This is a genomic window from Streptomyces sannanensis (genome assembly GCF_039536205.1).
In the GTDB taxonomy this organism is placed as follows: domain Bacteria; phylum Actinomycetota; class Actinomycetes; order Streptomycetales; family Streptomycetaceae; genus Streptomyces; species Streptomyces sannanensis.
The window spans coordinates 2,057,188-2,070,484 of record NZ_BAAAYL010000001.1; the positions used below are offsets into that span (position 1 = coordinate 2,057,188).

12 protein-coding genes and 1 pseudogene are annotated in these 13,297 nt (G+C 70.8%); 8 read left to right on the forward strand and 5 right to left on the reverse strand.

The window, feature by feature from the left end; all coding sequences use genetic code 11:
- Positions 1-38: 38 nt before the first annotated feature.
- Positions 39-1,319, forward strand: a complete 1,281-nt coding sequence (locus ABD858_RS09535) for an MFS transporter (RefSeq protein ID WP_345035822.1) — start codon at positions 39-41, stop codon at positions 1,317-1,319.
- A gap of 173 nt (positions 1,320-1,492) precedes the next feature.
- Here ABD858_RS09535 and ABD858_RS09540 read toward each other — a convergent pair whose 3' ends face one another.
- A complete protein-coding gene (locus ABD858_RS09540; RefSeq protein ID WP_345035824.1) occupies positions 1,493-1,726 on the reverse strand; it encodes a hypothetical protein in 234 nt (77 codons plus the stop codon).
- 57 nt (positions 1,727-1,783) lie between these two features.
- On the opposite strand from ABD858_RS09540, the gene map reads away from it, so the two are divergent.
- Entirely contained in the window at positions 1,784-2,641 is an 858-nt protein-coding gene (map, locus tag ABD858_RS09545; protein ID WP_345035825.1) for a type I methionyl aminopeptidase, read from the forward strand.
- A gap of 132 nt (positions 2,642-2,773) precedes the next feature.
- A pseudogene (locus ABD858_RS09550) lies at positions 2,774-2,980 on the forward strand (biliverdin-producing heme oxygenase); the annotation flags it as partial.
- A 12-nt stretch (positions 2,981-2,992) separates the two neighbouring features.
- Here ABD858_RS09550 and ABD858_RS09555 read toward each other — a convergent pair.
- Entirely contained in the window at positions 2,993-3,760 is a 768-nt protein-coding gene (locus ABD858_RS09555; protein ID WP_345035826.1) for a PhzF family phenazine biosynthesis protein, read from the reverse strand.
- Positions 3,761-3,966: 206 nt separating this feature from the next.
- Here ABD858_RS09555 and efeO point away from each other — a divergent pair, with 206 nt between their 5' ends.
- From efeO to ABD858_RS09575, 4 genes are read left to right on the forward strand one after another with little or no spacing between them, the layout of a single operon-like run.
- Positions 3,967-5,118, forward strand: a complete 1,152-nt coding sequence (efeO, locus tag ABD858_RS09560; RefSeq protein ID WP_345035828.1) for an iron uptake system protein EfeO — start codon at positions 3,967-3,969, stop codon at positions 5,116-5,118.
- Positions 5,119-5,134: 16 nt separating this feature from the next.
- Positions 5,135-6,436, forward strand: a complete 1,302-nt coding sequence (efeB, locus tag ABD858_RS09565) for an iron uptake transporter deferrochelatase/peroxidase subunit (protein WP_345035829.1) — start codon at positions 5,135-5,137, stop codon at positions 6,434-6,436.
- A gap of 28 nt (positions 6,437-6,464) precedes the next feature.
- Entirely contained in the window at positions 6,465-7,433 is a 969-nt protein-coding gene (efeU, locus tag ABD858_RS09570; protein ID WP_345035830.1) for an iron uptake transporter permease EfeU, read from the forward strand.
- On the forward strand, positions 7,357-8,295 hold the full coding sequence (locus tag ABD858_RS09575) for an SCO2278 family lipoprotein (RefSeq protein ID WP_486389249.1): 939 nt from the start codon (positions 7,357-7,359) through the stop codon (positions 8,293-8,295). The genes efeU and ABD858_RS09575 overlap by 77 nt, the downstream gene beginning before the upstream one ends.
- Positions 8,296-8,542: 247 nt before the next feature.
- Here ABD858_RS09575 and ABD858_RS09580 read toward each other — a convergent pair whose 3' ends face one another.
- Positions 8,543-9,277, reverse strand: coding sequence for a bifunctional DNA primase/polymerase (locus ABD858_RS09580; protein WP_345035831.1), 735 nt, complete (start codon positions 9,275-9,277; stop codon positions 8,543-8,545).
- 256 nt (positions 9,278-9,533) lie between these two features.
- Between ABD858_RS09580 and ddaH the strand changes: the two genes are divergently transcribed.
- Entirely contained in the window at positions 9,534-10,367 is an 834-nt protein-coding gene (ddaH, locus tag ABD858_RS09585; protein ID WP_345035833.1) for a dimethylargininase, read from the forward strand.
- Positions 10,368-10,427: 60 nt separating this feature from the next.
- Here ddaH and ABD858_RS09590 read toward each other — a convergent pair whose 3' ends face one another.
- Positions 10,428-11,429, reverse strand: a complete 1,002-nt coding sequence (locus tag ABD858_RS09590) for a small ribosomal subunit Rsm22 family protein (protein ID WP_345035834.1) — start codon at positions 11,427-11,429, stop codon at positions 10,428-10,430.
- A 158-nt stretch (positions 11,430-11,587) separates the two neighbouring features.
- On the reverse strand, positions 11,588-13,210 hold the full coding sequence (locus ABD858_RS09595) for an alkaline phosphatase D family protein (protein WP_345035835.1): 1,623 nt from the start codon (positions 13,208-13,210) through the stop codon (positions 11,588-11,590).
- Between the last annotated feature and the right edge of the window lie 87 nt (positions 13,211-13,297).

A 13,297-nucleotide genomic window follows, 5' to 3' on the forward strand; every position in this document is an offset into this window, starting at 1 on the left:
GTTGCGCTCGGCCGGGTCCTGGCCGAGGATCGCGGCTCGTGGCCTTTCTCCCCTCCTCACTTCTGCCCGACCTCTCGCCCTGGCGGGCGAGCCGTGACTTCCGGCTGCTGTGGATACAGGGCGCCGTCACGTTCTTCGGCAGCTTCATGGCGCTGGTCGCCCTGCCTCTGCAGGTCAAAGAGATGACCGGTTCACCGTTCGCCGTCGGCGCGATGGGCGCGGTGGAGCTGGTGCCCCTGGTCGTGCTCGGACTGTACGGCGGCGCGCTCGCCGACGCCGTCGACCGGCGCAAGGTCATCCTGTACACGGAGGCCGCCCTGGGCCTGCTGGCCGTCGTGCTGCTGGTCAACTCCCTGCTGCCGCGGCCCGTGCTGTGGCCGCTGTACGTCGTGGCGGCCGGGGTGTCCGGGCTGGCCGGGCTCCAGCGGCCGGCCCTGGACTCGATCCTGGCCCGTATCGTGCCGCACGATCAGCAGACGGCCGCGGCCGCGCTGAACGCCCTGCGCTATCAGATCGGTTCGATCGCCGGACCCTCGCTCGCAGGTCTGGTCGTCGCCTACGCGGGGCACGGCACCGCATACGCCGTGACGGTCGCCGGTTTCGCCGTCTCCGTACTGCTGTGCCTGCGGCTGTCCCCCGCGCCCCCGGCGCACGACGCGGAGAAGCCCTCACTTCGCGGAATAGCGGAGGGGGCGCGGTACGCCTGGAGCCGGCCGGTGCTGCTGGGGACGTACGCGATCGACCTGGCCGCGATGTTCTTCGCCTTCCCCAACACGGTCTTCCCGTTCCTCGCGGACGAGCTGGACGCGGACTGGGCGCTCGGCCTGATGTACGCGGCCGGTTCGGTGGGCTCGCTCGCCCTCAGCCTGACCAGCGGCTGGACGTCCCGGGTGCGGCGGCACGGGCTGTTCGTGGTGTTCGGCGCGGCCGGCTGGGGCCTGGCGATCACGGCCGCGGGGTGGTTCACGAACGTGTGGCTGGTGCTGCTGTGCCTGGCTCTGGCGGGCGCGGGTGACATGCTCAGCGGTCTCGGCCGGTCCACGATCTGGAACCAGACGATCCCGGAGGAGCTGCGGGGCCGGCTCGCGGGCATCGAGGTGCTGTCGTACAGCGTGGGCCCGCAGCTCGGCCAGGTCCGGGCCGGCGCGATGGCCGGCTGGACCGGCACCCGCCCCGCGATCTGGGGCGGCGGACTGGCCTGCCTGGCCTCGGTGGGCCTGCTGGCGGCGGCTCTGCCGAAGCTGCTGACCTACGACTCCGAGACGGACGAGGACGCGCTGCGCAGGCGCGCCGCGAAGGAGGCCGCAGCGCAGGCCTGACCGGGGTACGGCAGGGCTTGAGCGCTCGGCTCGCCTCCGGTGGCGCTCAAGGCCCTGTCGACGATCGGCCGTGCTCGGTTTGCTCACGCGGCGGCAGCCGCATATCGACTGCAGCCCTCGCACACCTGCGCGCGGTCTCCCTTTCGCAGGGCCGCGCCACTCCGGCTCGCTCGTCAGGCCCTGCCCTCCTCCTCCGGGGGCGGCACATCGTGCCAGCGGGGGTCCGTCTCCCATTCGAGATTCCGCTCGCGCGCCGTGTCCATCGCGTGCTCCGCCTCCACGCGCGACGTGTACGGGCCGAAACGGTCCTTCGCGGGGCACTCCGGGCCTTCCTCGACCTTCTTGTGCTCCAGGCAGTAGAACCACTCGCCCGGTTTTCCGACCGTGTGCCTCTTGAACAGGGCCATCGCCGGCTCCTCTCTTACGCTCATGCTGCCCCGTGGGGGCTGGATAGACTCGCAACCATGCCCAGCCAGTCGCTGCTCGTACCAGGGGAGCTGTCTCCCACTCGTTCCGTACCCGGAAACATCCGGCGCCCCGAGTACGTGGGCAAGCCCGCGCCGACGCCGTATTCCGGGGCGGAGATCCAGGACGCCGAAACGGTCGAGCGGATGCGTATCGCCGGCCGTGTCGCCGCGCAGGCGATGGCGGAGGCCGCGAAGCACATCGCGCCCGGGGTGACGACGGACGAGCTGGACCGGGTGGCGCACGAGTTCCTGTGCGACCACGGGGCGTACCCCTCGACGCTGGGCTACCGGGGCTTCCCCAAGTCGCTGTGCACCTCCGTCAACGAGGTGATCTGCCACGGCATCCCGGACTCCACCGTCCTCCGCGACGGCGACATCGTGAACCTGGACGTCACGGCGTACATCAACGGTGTGCACGGCGACAACAACGCCACCTACCTGTGCGGGGACGTGGACGACGAGTCGCGGCTCCTGGTCGAGCGGACCGAGGAGGCGCTGAACCGGGCGATCAAGGCGGTCAAGCCGGGCCGGCAGGTCAATGTGATCGGCCGGGTCATCGAGTCGTACGCCAAGCGCTTCGGTTACGGCGTGGTCCGGGACTTCACCGGGCACGGGATCAATTCCTCCTTCCACTCCGGGCTGATCATCCCGCACTACGACAGCCCCCACGCGACCACGGTGATGCGGCCGGGGATGACGTTCACCATCGAGCCGATGCTCACGCTCGGTACGCACGAGTACGACATGTGGGACGACGGCTGGACCGTGGTGACCAAGGACAGGAAGCGGACCGCCCAGTTCGAGCACACACTGGTCGTGACGGACGGCGGAGCCGAGGTTCTCACGCTTCCGTGATCGAACGATGGGCAGCGTTTTACCGACGTACTGTCGGAAACCAGGCCACGGAGGCCGCCTTGGACGCCACCCCGTTCTCCACGCTCATCCGCACCGCGTCGCACGAGCAGCACACCGAGTCGGAGAACTCCACGGGCGGAGAAGGCCCGGGGCTTCACACGCAAGGGCGACGGGGTGCGCTTCTACGTCTTCGAGGGCATCCCGAACCCGGCCGCGTTCAAGCGGAGTTACCGCGAGCTGCCGAACCGGGTGGACGCGGACGATCCGGAGAAGCAACAAATCGTGGACGAGCGCAAGCAAGCGTTCGCGCTCAACACCGCCGTGTTCCGTGAGCTGGGCGCGGAGTCCCGCTCAGCGCGCAGCCGGAGCGACGAGCCGCACCCGGCCGCCGATCTCGATCGTGCCGTCGGGGCCCGGGGCCGTGAGGATCTGCGACCCCGCCCCCTGACGGATGTTCAACGCACGGCCCAGTTCCGCGGAGAGGACGAGGGCCGCGTTGCCGGTCGCCTCGTCCTCGTCGATGCCCCCGGCGCAAGCACCGGCTCCACTGGAGCGGCTGGCGCCGCGCTCATCGATTCGCCCCGGGAAGGCCCTGGCCCGCACCAGGCCCGCGGCCTCGTCCTCCCAGGCCCAGGCGTACGTCCTCCCCCAGACTTCGTCCGGGGGAACCCCCATCTCGCTTCGCTCGCCCGGCGGCGGTACGGGCAGCGCGTCGACCTCGTCGGCGGTCGCGTACCGCCGGGTGCGGCGGCCGGCGGCCCACTCGGGGCGGGCGGTGATCCAGGTGAACTCGCCGTCATGACGGGCCCACACCTCACCGGCCGGCGGATGCAGTTCCTCGATGTCCAGCAGCCAGGCGGTGCCGACGAGCGAAGCGAGTGGGTACCCCCGGACGAAGTCTGAATGCCCGGCGAAGGGCAGGCGCACGCTGGGGGTGTAGATGTCGAGGACACCGCGTTCGGGGTCGTCGACGAAGACGGTCTCGCTGAAGCCGAGTTCCGCGGCGAGTGACTGCCGGGACGCACCGGGGACCGCGCGGCCGTCGCGTACGACACCGAGGGCGTTGCCGTGCAGACCGTCCGGGCCGCAGAAGACCCTCAGCACGTCGAGTTGATTCACGCCCGTATTGAAGCACCTTGAGGCACTTGACCGTTCCTTGACCGTCACTTGAGTGACCCATGGGGCTGCCGTGATGGTGTCGTGTCTCTGGCGCCAGGCTGAGAGCTGAATCACGACCCCGGTGGGTACCGAGAAGGTAAGGCTCGGTTAGGTTAGGTTCGCCTCACCCGAGGTTCAGTCCTCGCCCCGTCCGCACTGGAGCTCGTATGCGACCCGCCCGCCTCTCCGTTGTCACCGCCGTCGCGACACTGGCCGCTCTGACCGCCGTCACGGGCTGCGCCGAGAAGGCCGACTCCAAGGACAAGGCGAATGGCGGTCCGATCCGGGTGACGGCCAAGGACGACGCCTGCGAGGTCTCCACGAAGGAGTTCAAGGCCGGCCACGTCGAGCTGGCCATCGAGAACAAGGGCTCCAAGGTCACCGAGGTCTACCTCTTCTTCCCCGACGGCCGCATCGTCGCCGAGCGCGAGAACATCGGCCCCGGCCTGAAGCAGAAGCTCACCGCCGAGGTGAAGCCCGGCGAGTACGAGATCGCCTGCAAGCCCGGCATGAAGGGCGACGGCATCCGCCAGAAGGTCACCGTCACCGGCGACTCCAAGGCCGTCGCGAAGCGCAGCCCCGAACTGGACGCCGCGGTCGCCGCCTACCGCACGTACGTGCAGCAGCAGGCCGACGAGACGATGCCGAAGGCCACGGCCTTCGCCGCCGCCGTCGAGAAGGGCGACATCGAGGCCGCCAAGAAGCTCTATGCCGACTCGCGTCTCGGCTGGGAGCGCACCGAGCCGGTCGCCGAGTCCTTCGGCGACATCGACCCGAAGGTCGACGTCCGCGAGGACGGCCTGGAGCAGGGCCAGAAGTGGACCGGCTGGCACCGCCTGGAGAAGGCGCTGTGGCAGGACAAGAAGATCGGCGCCGAGGAGAAGGCCCTCGCCGAGCAGCTGGTCACCGACCTGACCGACTGGCAGAAGCGGGTCGGCACGGCAGAGATCACCCCGACCTCCATGGCCAACGGCGCCAAGGAGCTCCTCGACGAGGTCGCCACCGGCAAGGTCACCGGCGAGGAGGAGGCCTACAGCCACACCGACCTGATCGACTTCAAGGGCAACGTCGAGGGCGCGCAGAAGGCGTACGAGCTGCTCAAGCCGGTCGCCTCGAAGAACGACCCGGCGCTCACCAAGGAACTGGACACCCAGTTCGCGGCGCTGAACACACTGCTCGACAAGTACCGCAAGGACAAGACCTCGTACGAGTTCACCTCGTACGAGAAGGTCGGCAAGGACCAGCGCAAGGAGCTCTCGGACGCGGTCAACGCGCTCGCCGAGCCGCTGTCCAAGCTCGCCGCGGCAGTTGCGAAGTAAGGGGAGGTAACTACCGATGGCTGACGAGAAGCTCGCGGAGAACACCGAGTCCGAGTCCGCGGGGACCCCGGGCGAGGCCGGATCCTCCCCCTCGCGCCGCTCGCTGCTCGGCTGGGGCGGTGCCGGGCTCGCGCTCGGCGCCGTGGCGGCCGGCGGTGCGGCCGTGGCCCTGCGCGGTGACAAGGACGACGCCCCCATGATGTCGGCCGCCGCGGCCGGAGCGGCCGTGCCGTTCCACGGCGCCCACCAGGCCGGTGTCGCCACCGCCGTCCAGGACCGGCTGCACTTCGCCGCGTTCGACGTGAAGACGAAGGACCGCGAGGAGCTGATCCGGCTCCTCAAGGACTGGACGCGTGCCGCCGAGCGCATGACGGCCGGTCAGCCCGTCGGTGAGGGCGCGTTCGGCGGCCTCCCGGAGGCCCCGCCGGACGACACGGGCGAGGCGCTCGACCTGAAGCCGTCCCGGCTGACGCTGACCGTCGGCTTCGGCCCGTCCCTCTTCGCCAAGGGCCGCTTCGGCCTGGAGGCCGAGCGCCCCGAGGCCCTGGTCGACCTGGAGACGTTCCCCGGCGACAACCTCGACCCGGCGCGCAGCGGCGGCGACCTGTGCGTCCAGGCCTGCGCGGACGACCCGCAGGTCGCGGTGCACGCGATCCGCCAGCTGGCCCGTATCGGCTTCGGCAAGGTCGCGATCCGCTGGTCGCAGCTCGGCTTCGGCAAGACGTCCTCGACGACTCCCGACGCACAGACCCCGCGCAACATGATGGGCTTCAAGGACGGCACCCGGAACATCTCCGGCACCGACACCGCCGCCCTGGACAAGCATGTGTGGGTGTCCGCCAAGGACGGCGCGGACTGGATGACCGGCGGCTCGTACCTGGTCGCCCGCCGGATCCGGATGCACATCGAGACCTGGGACCGTGCGCCCCTGCAGGAGCAGGAGGACATCTTCGGCCGGGACAAGGGCGAGGGCGCGCCGGTCGGCAAGGCCAAGGAGCACGACGAGCCGTTCCTGAAGGCGATGCTGCCCACCGCGCACGTCCGCCTCGCGCACCCGGACAGCAACAACGGGGCGACGATCCTGCGCCGCGGCTACTCCTTCACGGACGGCACGGACGGACTGGGCCGGCTGGACGCCGGTCTGTTCTTCCTCGCATACCAGCGTGACGTGCGCAAGGGTTTCATCCCGGTCCAGCGCAGCCTGGCCAAGAAAGACGCGCTCAACGAGTACATCCAGCACGTGGGTTCGGCGATCTTCGCCGTGCCGCCGGGCGTCCGTGACAAGGACGACTGGTGGGGCCGGACGCTGTTCGCGTGAACGCAGTAGAAGGAAAGGACCCCGAAACGTGTTCGGTAATTATCTGATCGGCCTGCGCGAGGGCCTCGAGGCCAGCCTGGTCGTCTGCATCCTCATCGCGTACCTGGTGAAGATGGACCGGCGCGATGCGCTGCGCCCGATCTGGGCCGGTATCGGGGTCGCCGCCGGTATCTCACTGGCGTTCGGCGCGGCCCTCGAATTCGGCTCGCACGAGCTGTCGTTCGAGGCACAGGAACTGATCGGCGGTTCGCTGTCGATCGTCGCGGTCGGCCTCGTCACCTGGATGGTCTTCTGGATGCGGCGCACCGCGCGGCACCTGAAGCGCGAGCTGCACGGGAAGCTGGACCAGGCGCTGCAGATGGGCACGGCCGCGCTGGTCGCCACGGCCTTCATGGCCGTGGCCCGGGAGGGCCTGGAGACGGCACTGTTCGTCTGGGCCTCGGTACGGGCGTCCAGCGACGGTACGCAGGGGCCGCTGATCGGCGTGCTGCTCGGCATCGCCACCGCGATCGTGCTGGGCTGGCTGTTCTACCGCGGCGCGGTGAAGATCAACCTGGCGAAGTTCTTCACCTGGACCGGCGGCATGCTGGTGATCGTCGCGGCGGGCGTGCTCGCCTACGGCGTCCACGACCTGCAGGAGGCCGGGTTCCTCGGCGGGCTGCAGAACAAGGCCTTCGACATCAGCGCGCAGATCCCGCCGGACAGCTGGTACGGCACGCTGCTGAAGGGCGTCTTCAACTTCCAGCCCGACCCGACGGTCCTTCAGGTCGTGATGTGGCTGCTGTATGTGATCCCCACGCTCGCCCTGTTCCTCTCCCCGATAGGGTTCGCCAAGTCGGCGGGGAACAAGGAGCAGAAGGCGACCCATGGGCAGGCTGGGCACGGCGAGGCGGCTGACGGCGGCACTCGGGGCGGCGACGGTGCTGTCGCTGACGGCGAGCGGCTGCGTGACGGTGCACGGCGAGCGGGCGGTCGTCCCGTCGGCGACGAAGGCTGAGGCCGCGCAGGCCCTCGCGGACTTCACCGACGCCTACAACAAGGCCGACAAGGCCTTCGACCCGGCCCTCGACGCGGGCCGGGTCACCGGCGCACTCGGCGCCATCAACCAGGCCGGCCTGAAGGCCCGCCGCACCAACAACCCCGGCGGCAACCCGGACCACCAGCCGCTGGAACTGACGGACGCGACATTCGCGATACCCCGGAAGGCGGGCTGGCCACGCTGGTTCGTCGCGGACGCCGACTCCAACCGCGACGAGGACCGCGGCCCCGGCGACACCCGCTGGCTGCTGGTCTTCGTCCGCAGTGACGCCGACCAGCTGTGGAAGGTCGCCTACTTGTCGATCCTCCGCGCCGCTGACGTCCCCCGGTTCGCGGTGGACGGGGACGGCTGGGCCCGGCCCGTCGGACCGGACAGCGAGGCCCTGGCCGTGGCGCCCAGGGATCTGGGCGAGGAATACGCCTCGTATCTGCAGAGCGGCCGGCCCGAGCACTTCGCGGCGGGTCCGAACACCACGGGCTGGCGCGAGACCCGGAAGAAGAACGCCTCGCTGCCGGGACGGTCCACGCAGTACATCGACCAGCCGCTGGACACCGGCGACTTCGCCCCGCTCGGGCTGGCCACCCGGGACGGCGGCGCGCTGGTGTTCTTCGCCACCCGCCACTTCGAGCGGCAGACCGCGGCCCCGGGCGTAGAGCTGGCGGTCGACCCGGACGTACGGGCGCTGATGAGCGGCGAGGTGAAGACGACGCTCACCAAGGAACGCGTCTCGGGCCAGGCCGCGATGGTGCCCGCGGCGCGGGGCGGCAAGGTCAGGGTGCTCAACCGGCTCCAGGGCCTGGTCACCGCGCAAGGAGCATGACAGCGAGCCGGGCCGGCCCGAGCCCGTCCAGCGCTTGACCACCGGTGCAGGCCGGATCAAACCCGTCCGGCGCCTGACCACGGTGCAGGCCGGCCCGAGCCCGTCCGGCGCCTGACCGCGGTTGCGGGCGATTCAAGCCCGTCCTGGGGGCACCCCTGAGGGCGCCCCCAGCGGTAGCCGGGGGAGATTGAGGACAAACACACCGGCCTCCCTCGCGGAGAACGGCAACCCAGCGCCCGTAACGCGCTCACCTGCGCAGCGGCCAGGCGACCGAGTGCGCCTCCAGGCCCTCGTCCTCGACCGCGTGGCGGGCACACGCGTCGGTCAGGGCCTCCAGCAGCGTCAGCGGGTCCGGCAGCGGATGCTCCGGGCCGCGGACCCAGTCCACCGTCAGATCATTGGGCAGCCGTGCCGGCGGCACGAGCACATAGCTGCCGCGGCAGTGCCAGCGCAGCCCCGGATGCTCGTCCATCGTCTCGGGGTGGCAGTCCAGCTCGCAGGGCCACCACTCGTCCTCGTCCTCGGGCGTGCCCCGGGTGGCGGTGAAGAACAGCATCCGCTCGTCGCCGGACTCGGCGACCGGGCCGACCTCGACGCCGGACGCGAGAAGCCGCTCCAACGCGTCGCGACCGGCACGCAGCGGGACGTCCAGGACGTCGTGCACCATGCCGGTCGCGGTGATGAAGTTGGCCTCGGGCTGAGCCAGGGCCCAGCGCTCGATCTGTGCCGGGTCGGTCGTCGACTGGGTCTGCCACGCGAACGACACCGGATGGCGCGCGGGCGTGGGACAGCCGATGCGCTCACAGGAACATCGATAGCCGGCGGGATACGCGGCGGGGGCGAGCGGCAGCCCGGCGGCGGCCGTGGCCAGGAGCAGAGCCGAACGGCCGGACGCCTCATCGGCCGCGTCCTTCGGACGCCTGCGCAGCCATCGGGACAGTCTGCTCTCCGCACCGCGGGAGCGGCCGAACTCTACGCCCATGTATCCCCTCACCTCACAGTTGTGCGTCACATGCTGCCATCATCCTGCTCCTCGGGTGACCGCACTCCGCATCCGGGGTGGCCACGCCGGTGACATGTCCGGAAATGAGCTCGTCATCAAGTGTCGATCCGCGGGTCCGCCGCGTGGCCGGTCGGCGGAATCCACCCGAACGGATCACTGCGCAAGTGCCCGGGACAGCGGACCATGGCTGCAGGTGGCTGTGATCACAGCCCACGCCGTCCGTGAGGAGCTCTCGTTGACGCACGAGCCTCGTGAACCGCGGGTCGCCAGACCCCGGCGCTATCTGATGTGCCCACCGGCACACTTCGAGGTCACCTATTCCATCAACCCGTGGATGGACCCCAGCAAGCCCGTCGACCTGCCGCTCGCGCTCGCCCAGTGGGAGGAGCTGCGCGACCGCTACCGCTCGCTCGGCCATACCGTCGAGACCCTCGAGCCGCGGCCCGGGCTGCCCGACATGGTCTACGCCGCCAACGGCGCCACCGTCGTCGACGGCCGGGTGTTCGGCGCCCGCTTCGCCCACCCCCAGCGGAGCGCGGAGGCCCTCGCCCACCTGGACTGGTTCCGCGCCCACGGCTACACCGACATCCATGAGCCCGCCCACATCAACGAGGGCGAGGGCGATTTCGCGGTCACCTCGGCCCTCGTACTGGCCGGGCGGGGATTTCGCTCCAGCCCCCTCTCGCACGGCGAGGTACAGGAGTTCTTCGGCCGTCCGGTGATCGGGCTCGACCTGGTGGACCCCCGCTACTACCACCTGGACACGGCGCTGTGCGTCCTCGACGACACGACCGGCGAGATCATGTACTACCCGGAGGCCTTCTCTCCCGGCAGCCGGGCCGTTCTCGCCCAGCTCTTCCCCGACGCGCTCGTCGTCGGCCCCAAGGACGCCGCGGCGCTCGGCCTCAACGCGGTGAGCGACGGCCTCCATGTACTGCTGCCGCAGGGTGCGGTGGGGCTGTTCGACCCGTTGCGTGACCGCGGCTTCGAGCCGGTCGGCGTCGACCTGGGCGAGCTCCTCAAGGGCGGCGGCAGCGTGAAGTGCTGCACACAGGAGCTCCGCGGCTGAGCCTCACCCCCGGGCCTGGGGCATCCCCGCCGGGGGCGCCCCGCACGGGACGTGAACCCGTCAGGCCTCCGCCGGGGGCCACGCATCGCCCCACGACGTGTCGCGGGCCGCGCGGTAGAGGGGACCGTGGCGCTTGGTCACGGTCTCACCGCGCAGGGCGTCCTCCGCCGTGCACAGGTCCAGCAGCACCTGGCCCTTGCGGATCTGGGGCTTGCGTACGACCCGGGCGGCGGCCGGCTCCGCGTCGAAGCGCACCGCGGCGACGTAGCTGAACTTCTCGTCCTCGTACGCCAGCGAGCCGCCCTTGATCTGCCGGTGCAGCGAGGAGCGGCTGACCCGCGCCGAGAAGTGGCACCAGTCGGCACCGGGCACGATCGGGCAGGTCCCGCTGTGCGGGCAGGGTGCGGCGACCCACAGCCCCGCGGCGATCAGCCGGTCACGGGCGTCGATGACGCGCCGGTAGCCGTCGGGGGTGCCGGCTTCGACGATCACGACGGCCTGCGCGGCCCGCGCGGCGGCGTCGACCACCGACCGCCGGTCGTCCTCGGTGAGCTCGTTCAGGACGTAGGACATCGTGACGAGATCGGTGCTCTCCAGTGTGAGCGCCGATCCGATACGAGCGCGCCGCCACTCCGCGCCGCGCAGTGCGGGCGAACCGGAGGCCGCGGCCAGCTCGCGCCCCAGCGCCAGGGCGGGCTCCGCCCAGTCCAGGACGCTGGTGCGGTGCTTGCCCTCCGGCCATGCCTCGGCGACCGCCCAGCTCGCCGCGCCCGTGCCGCCGCCGATGTCCGTGTGCGTGGCCGGCACCCAGTCGGGAGCCGCGTCCCTGAGGGCGGCCAGCGCGGAACGTACCGCCTCGAAGGTCGCGGGCATTCGGTACGCCGCGTAGGCGGCGACATCGGAACGGTCGCGCAGCACCGGGGCGTCGGTGGGAACGGTCCCCCGGTAGTTGGCGATCAGCCGATCGACGGCCTGCGCGGCCTGTTTGGGGGGCAGCCCGTCGAGGAGCCCGGCGAGGGCTTCGCGCAGTGCTTCGGCGGTGGGGACGGGAGTGGCGTTCACCTTGTGATTTTAGGCGGGGTTCCCGGGCGTACGCGCTCGCCCGGATTCAGGTGCGGGTCGGCCCGGATTCAGGTCCCGGTCGCCTCGGCCGACGCACCCGCGCCCGGTGCGGCAGCCCTCCCCGGCTTCTCCCCCAAGCTTTCGGCTTCTCCCCTGTATCAGGCGGGCTTCAGACCGGGGTCGCCGACCTCCGTCACGAACGACGCGGCGGTGGTGACGGCCGCGCCCGGCGTCGTGACCTTGGCCACGGTACGGAAGTCGGCGCGGGCCGCCTCGGTACCGAGAGTGATCGTCACATAGCCGCGTCGCCCGTTGTAGTACTTCATGTGCGGGTTGGCGCTGGTCAGATTGTTGTAGTTCGGGGGCCGGTCCGAGCCGTCCTTGCCGCTGTTGATGGAGGTGGCCACGATCTCGGTGCCGATCGTGCGGGACGCCGGGTCGTCGAAGTTCTCCTTCAGGTCCAGACCGTACGAGACATGCACATCACCGGTGAGCACCATCAGGTTCTCGACGCCCGCGGCCGCCGCCCCGGCGAGCACGCGCTCACGGGAGGCCGGGTAGCCGTCCCAGGCGTCCATGCTCAGCTTGAAGTCGGGCGTCGGGACATTGCGCCGCTGCGCGAACACGACCTGCTGCGGCACGACGTTCCACAGCGCGTGGGAGCGCCGCCAGCCGTCCAGCAGCCAGGCCTCCTGCTCGGCACCGGTCATGGTGCGGGCCGGGTCCTCGGACTCCGGGCCGGGGACCTGCCAACCGTCGCCGTAGGCCTGGTCGGAGCGGTACTGACGGGTGTCGAGGATGTCGAACTGCGCCAGGCGCCCGAAGTGCAGCCTGCGGTAGAGCCGCATGTCCGGGCCCTCGGGGCGCTGCGGCATGCGCAGCGGCTGGTTCTCCCAGTACGCCCGGTAGGCGGCGGCCCGGCGGAGCAGGAACTCCTCCGGCGGAACGCCGTTCTCCGGGGTGTCGCCGGCGTAGTTGTTCTCGGTCTCGTGGTCGTCCCAGGTGACGACGAAGGGGTGCGCGGCGTGCGCGGCGATCAGGTCGGGGTCGGACTTGTAGAGGCCGTAGCGCAGCCGGTAGTCCTCGAGCGTGATCGTCTCGCGGTTGAAGTGGGAGGGGAGGCGCCGGTCCGTGTAGGCGCGGGCGCCGCCGGTCGCGTTCACGGCGTACTCGTAGAGGTAGTCGCCCAGATGGAAGACCGCGGCGAGATCCTCGTCGGCGAGGTGGCGGTACGCGGTGAAGTACCCGTCGTGATACGCCTGGCAGGAGACCGCGCCGATCCGCAGTTCGCTGTTCGCGACGCCACGGCCCGGCGCGGTGCGGGTCCGGCCCACCGGGCTGATCCACTCGCCCGCGCGGAAGCGGTAGAAGTAGACCCGGTCCGCCTCGAGCCCCTCGATCTCTGCGCGCACGCTGTGATCGAACTCGGGGTGCGCCCAGGCATTGCCCCGCCGCGCGATCCGGGTGAACCGCTCGTCGTGGGCCAGCTCCCAGCGGACCGCGACCCGCTCCCTCGGCAGGCCGCTGCCCGGCTCGAACGGGCGGGGTGCGAGCCTGGTCCAGATCAGCACCGAATCGGGCAGCGGGTCACCGGAGGCGACGCCCAGCGTGAACGGGTCCTCGGTGAGCTGCGCACCGTCCAGCTCGGCCGCCTGCGCGGCCCCCGCACCCGGAATGCCGACGGCGAACGCGAGCGCCGCGGCGGCTCCGGTGCCGGTGAGGAATCCACGACGGCCGATGCGCCGTGCGGCTTCCCGGAGTTCGAGTGAGTGCTGGGTCATGTGGCCCTCTCCTTACGGCTGTTGTCGAGGAGATTTCAGTGGCACAGGAAGGCAATACCTTGTCACGCGTACGACACCCACATGTCG

Bases quoted from the DNA above. Each gene is read 5' to 3' on its own strand.
- ABD858_RS09540 (WP_345035824.1), bottom strand. From the start codon at position 1,726: ATGGCCCTGTTCAAGAGGCACACGGTCGGAAAACCGGGCGAGTGGTTC.
- map (WP_345035825.1), top strand. From the start codon at position 1,784: ATGCCCAGCCAGTCGCTGCTCGTACCAGGGGAGCTGTCTCCCACTCGT.
- ABD858_RS09595 (WP_345035835.1), bottom strand. From the start codon at position 13,210: ATGACCCAGCACTCACTCGAACTCCGGGAAGCCGCACGGCGCATCGGC.
- efeB (WP_345035829.1), top strand. From the start codon at position 5,135: ATGGCTGACGAGAAGCTCGCGGAGAACACCGAGTCCGAGTCCGCGGGG.
- ABD858_RS09580 (WP_345035831.1), bottom strand. From the start codon at position 9,277: ATGGGCGTAGAGTTCGGCCGCTCCCGCGGTGCGGAGAGCAGACTGTCC.
- efeO (WP_345035828.1), top strand. From the start codon at position 3,967: ATGCGACCCGCCCGCCTCTCCGTTGTCACCGCCGTCGCGACACTGGCC.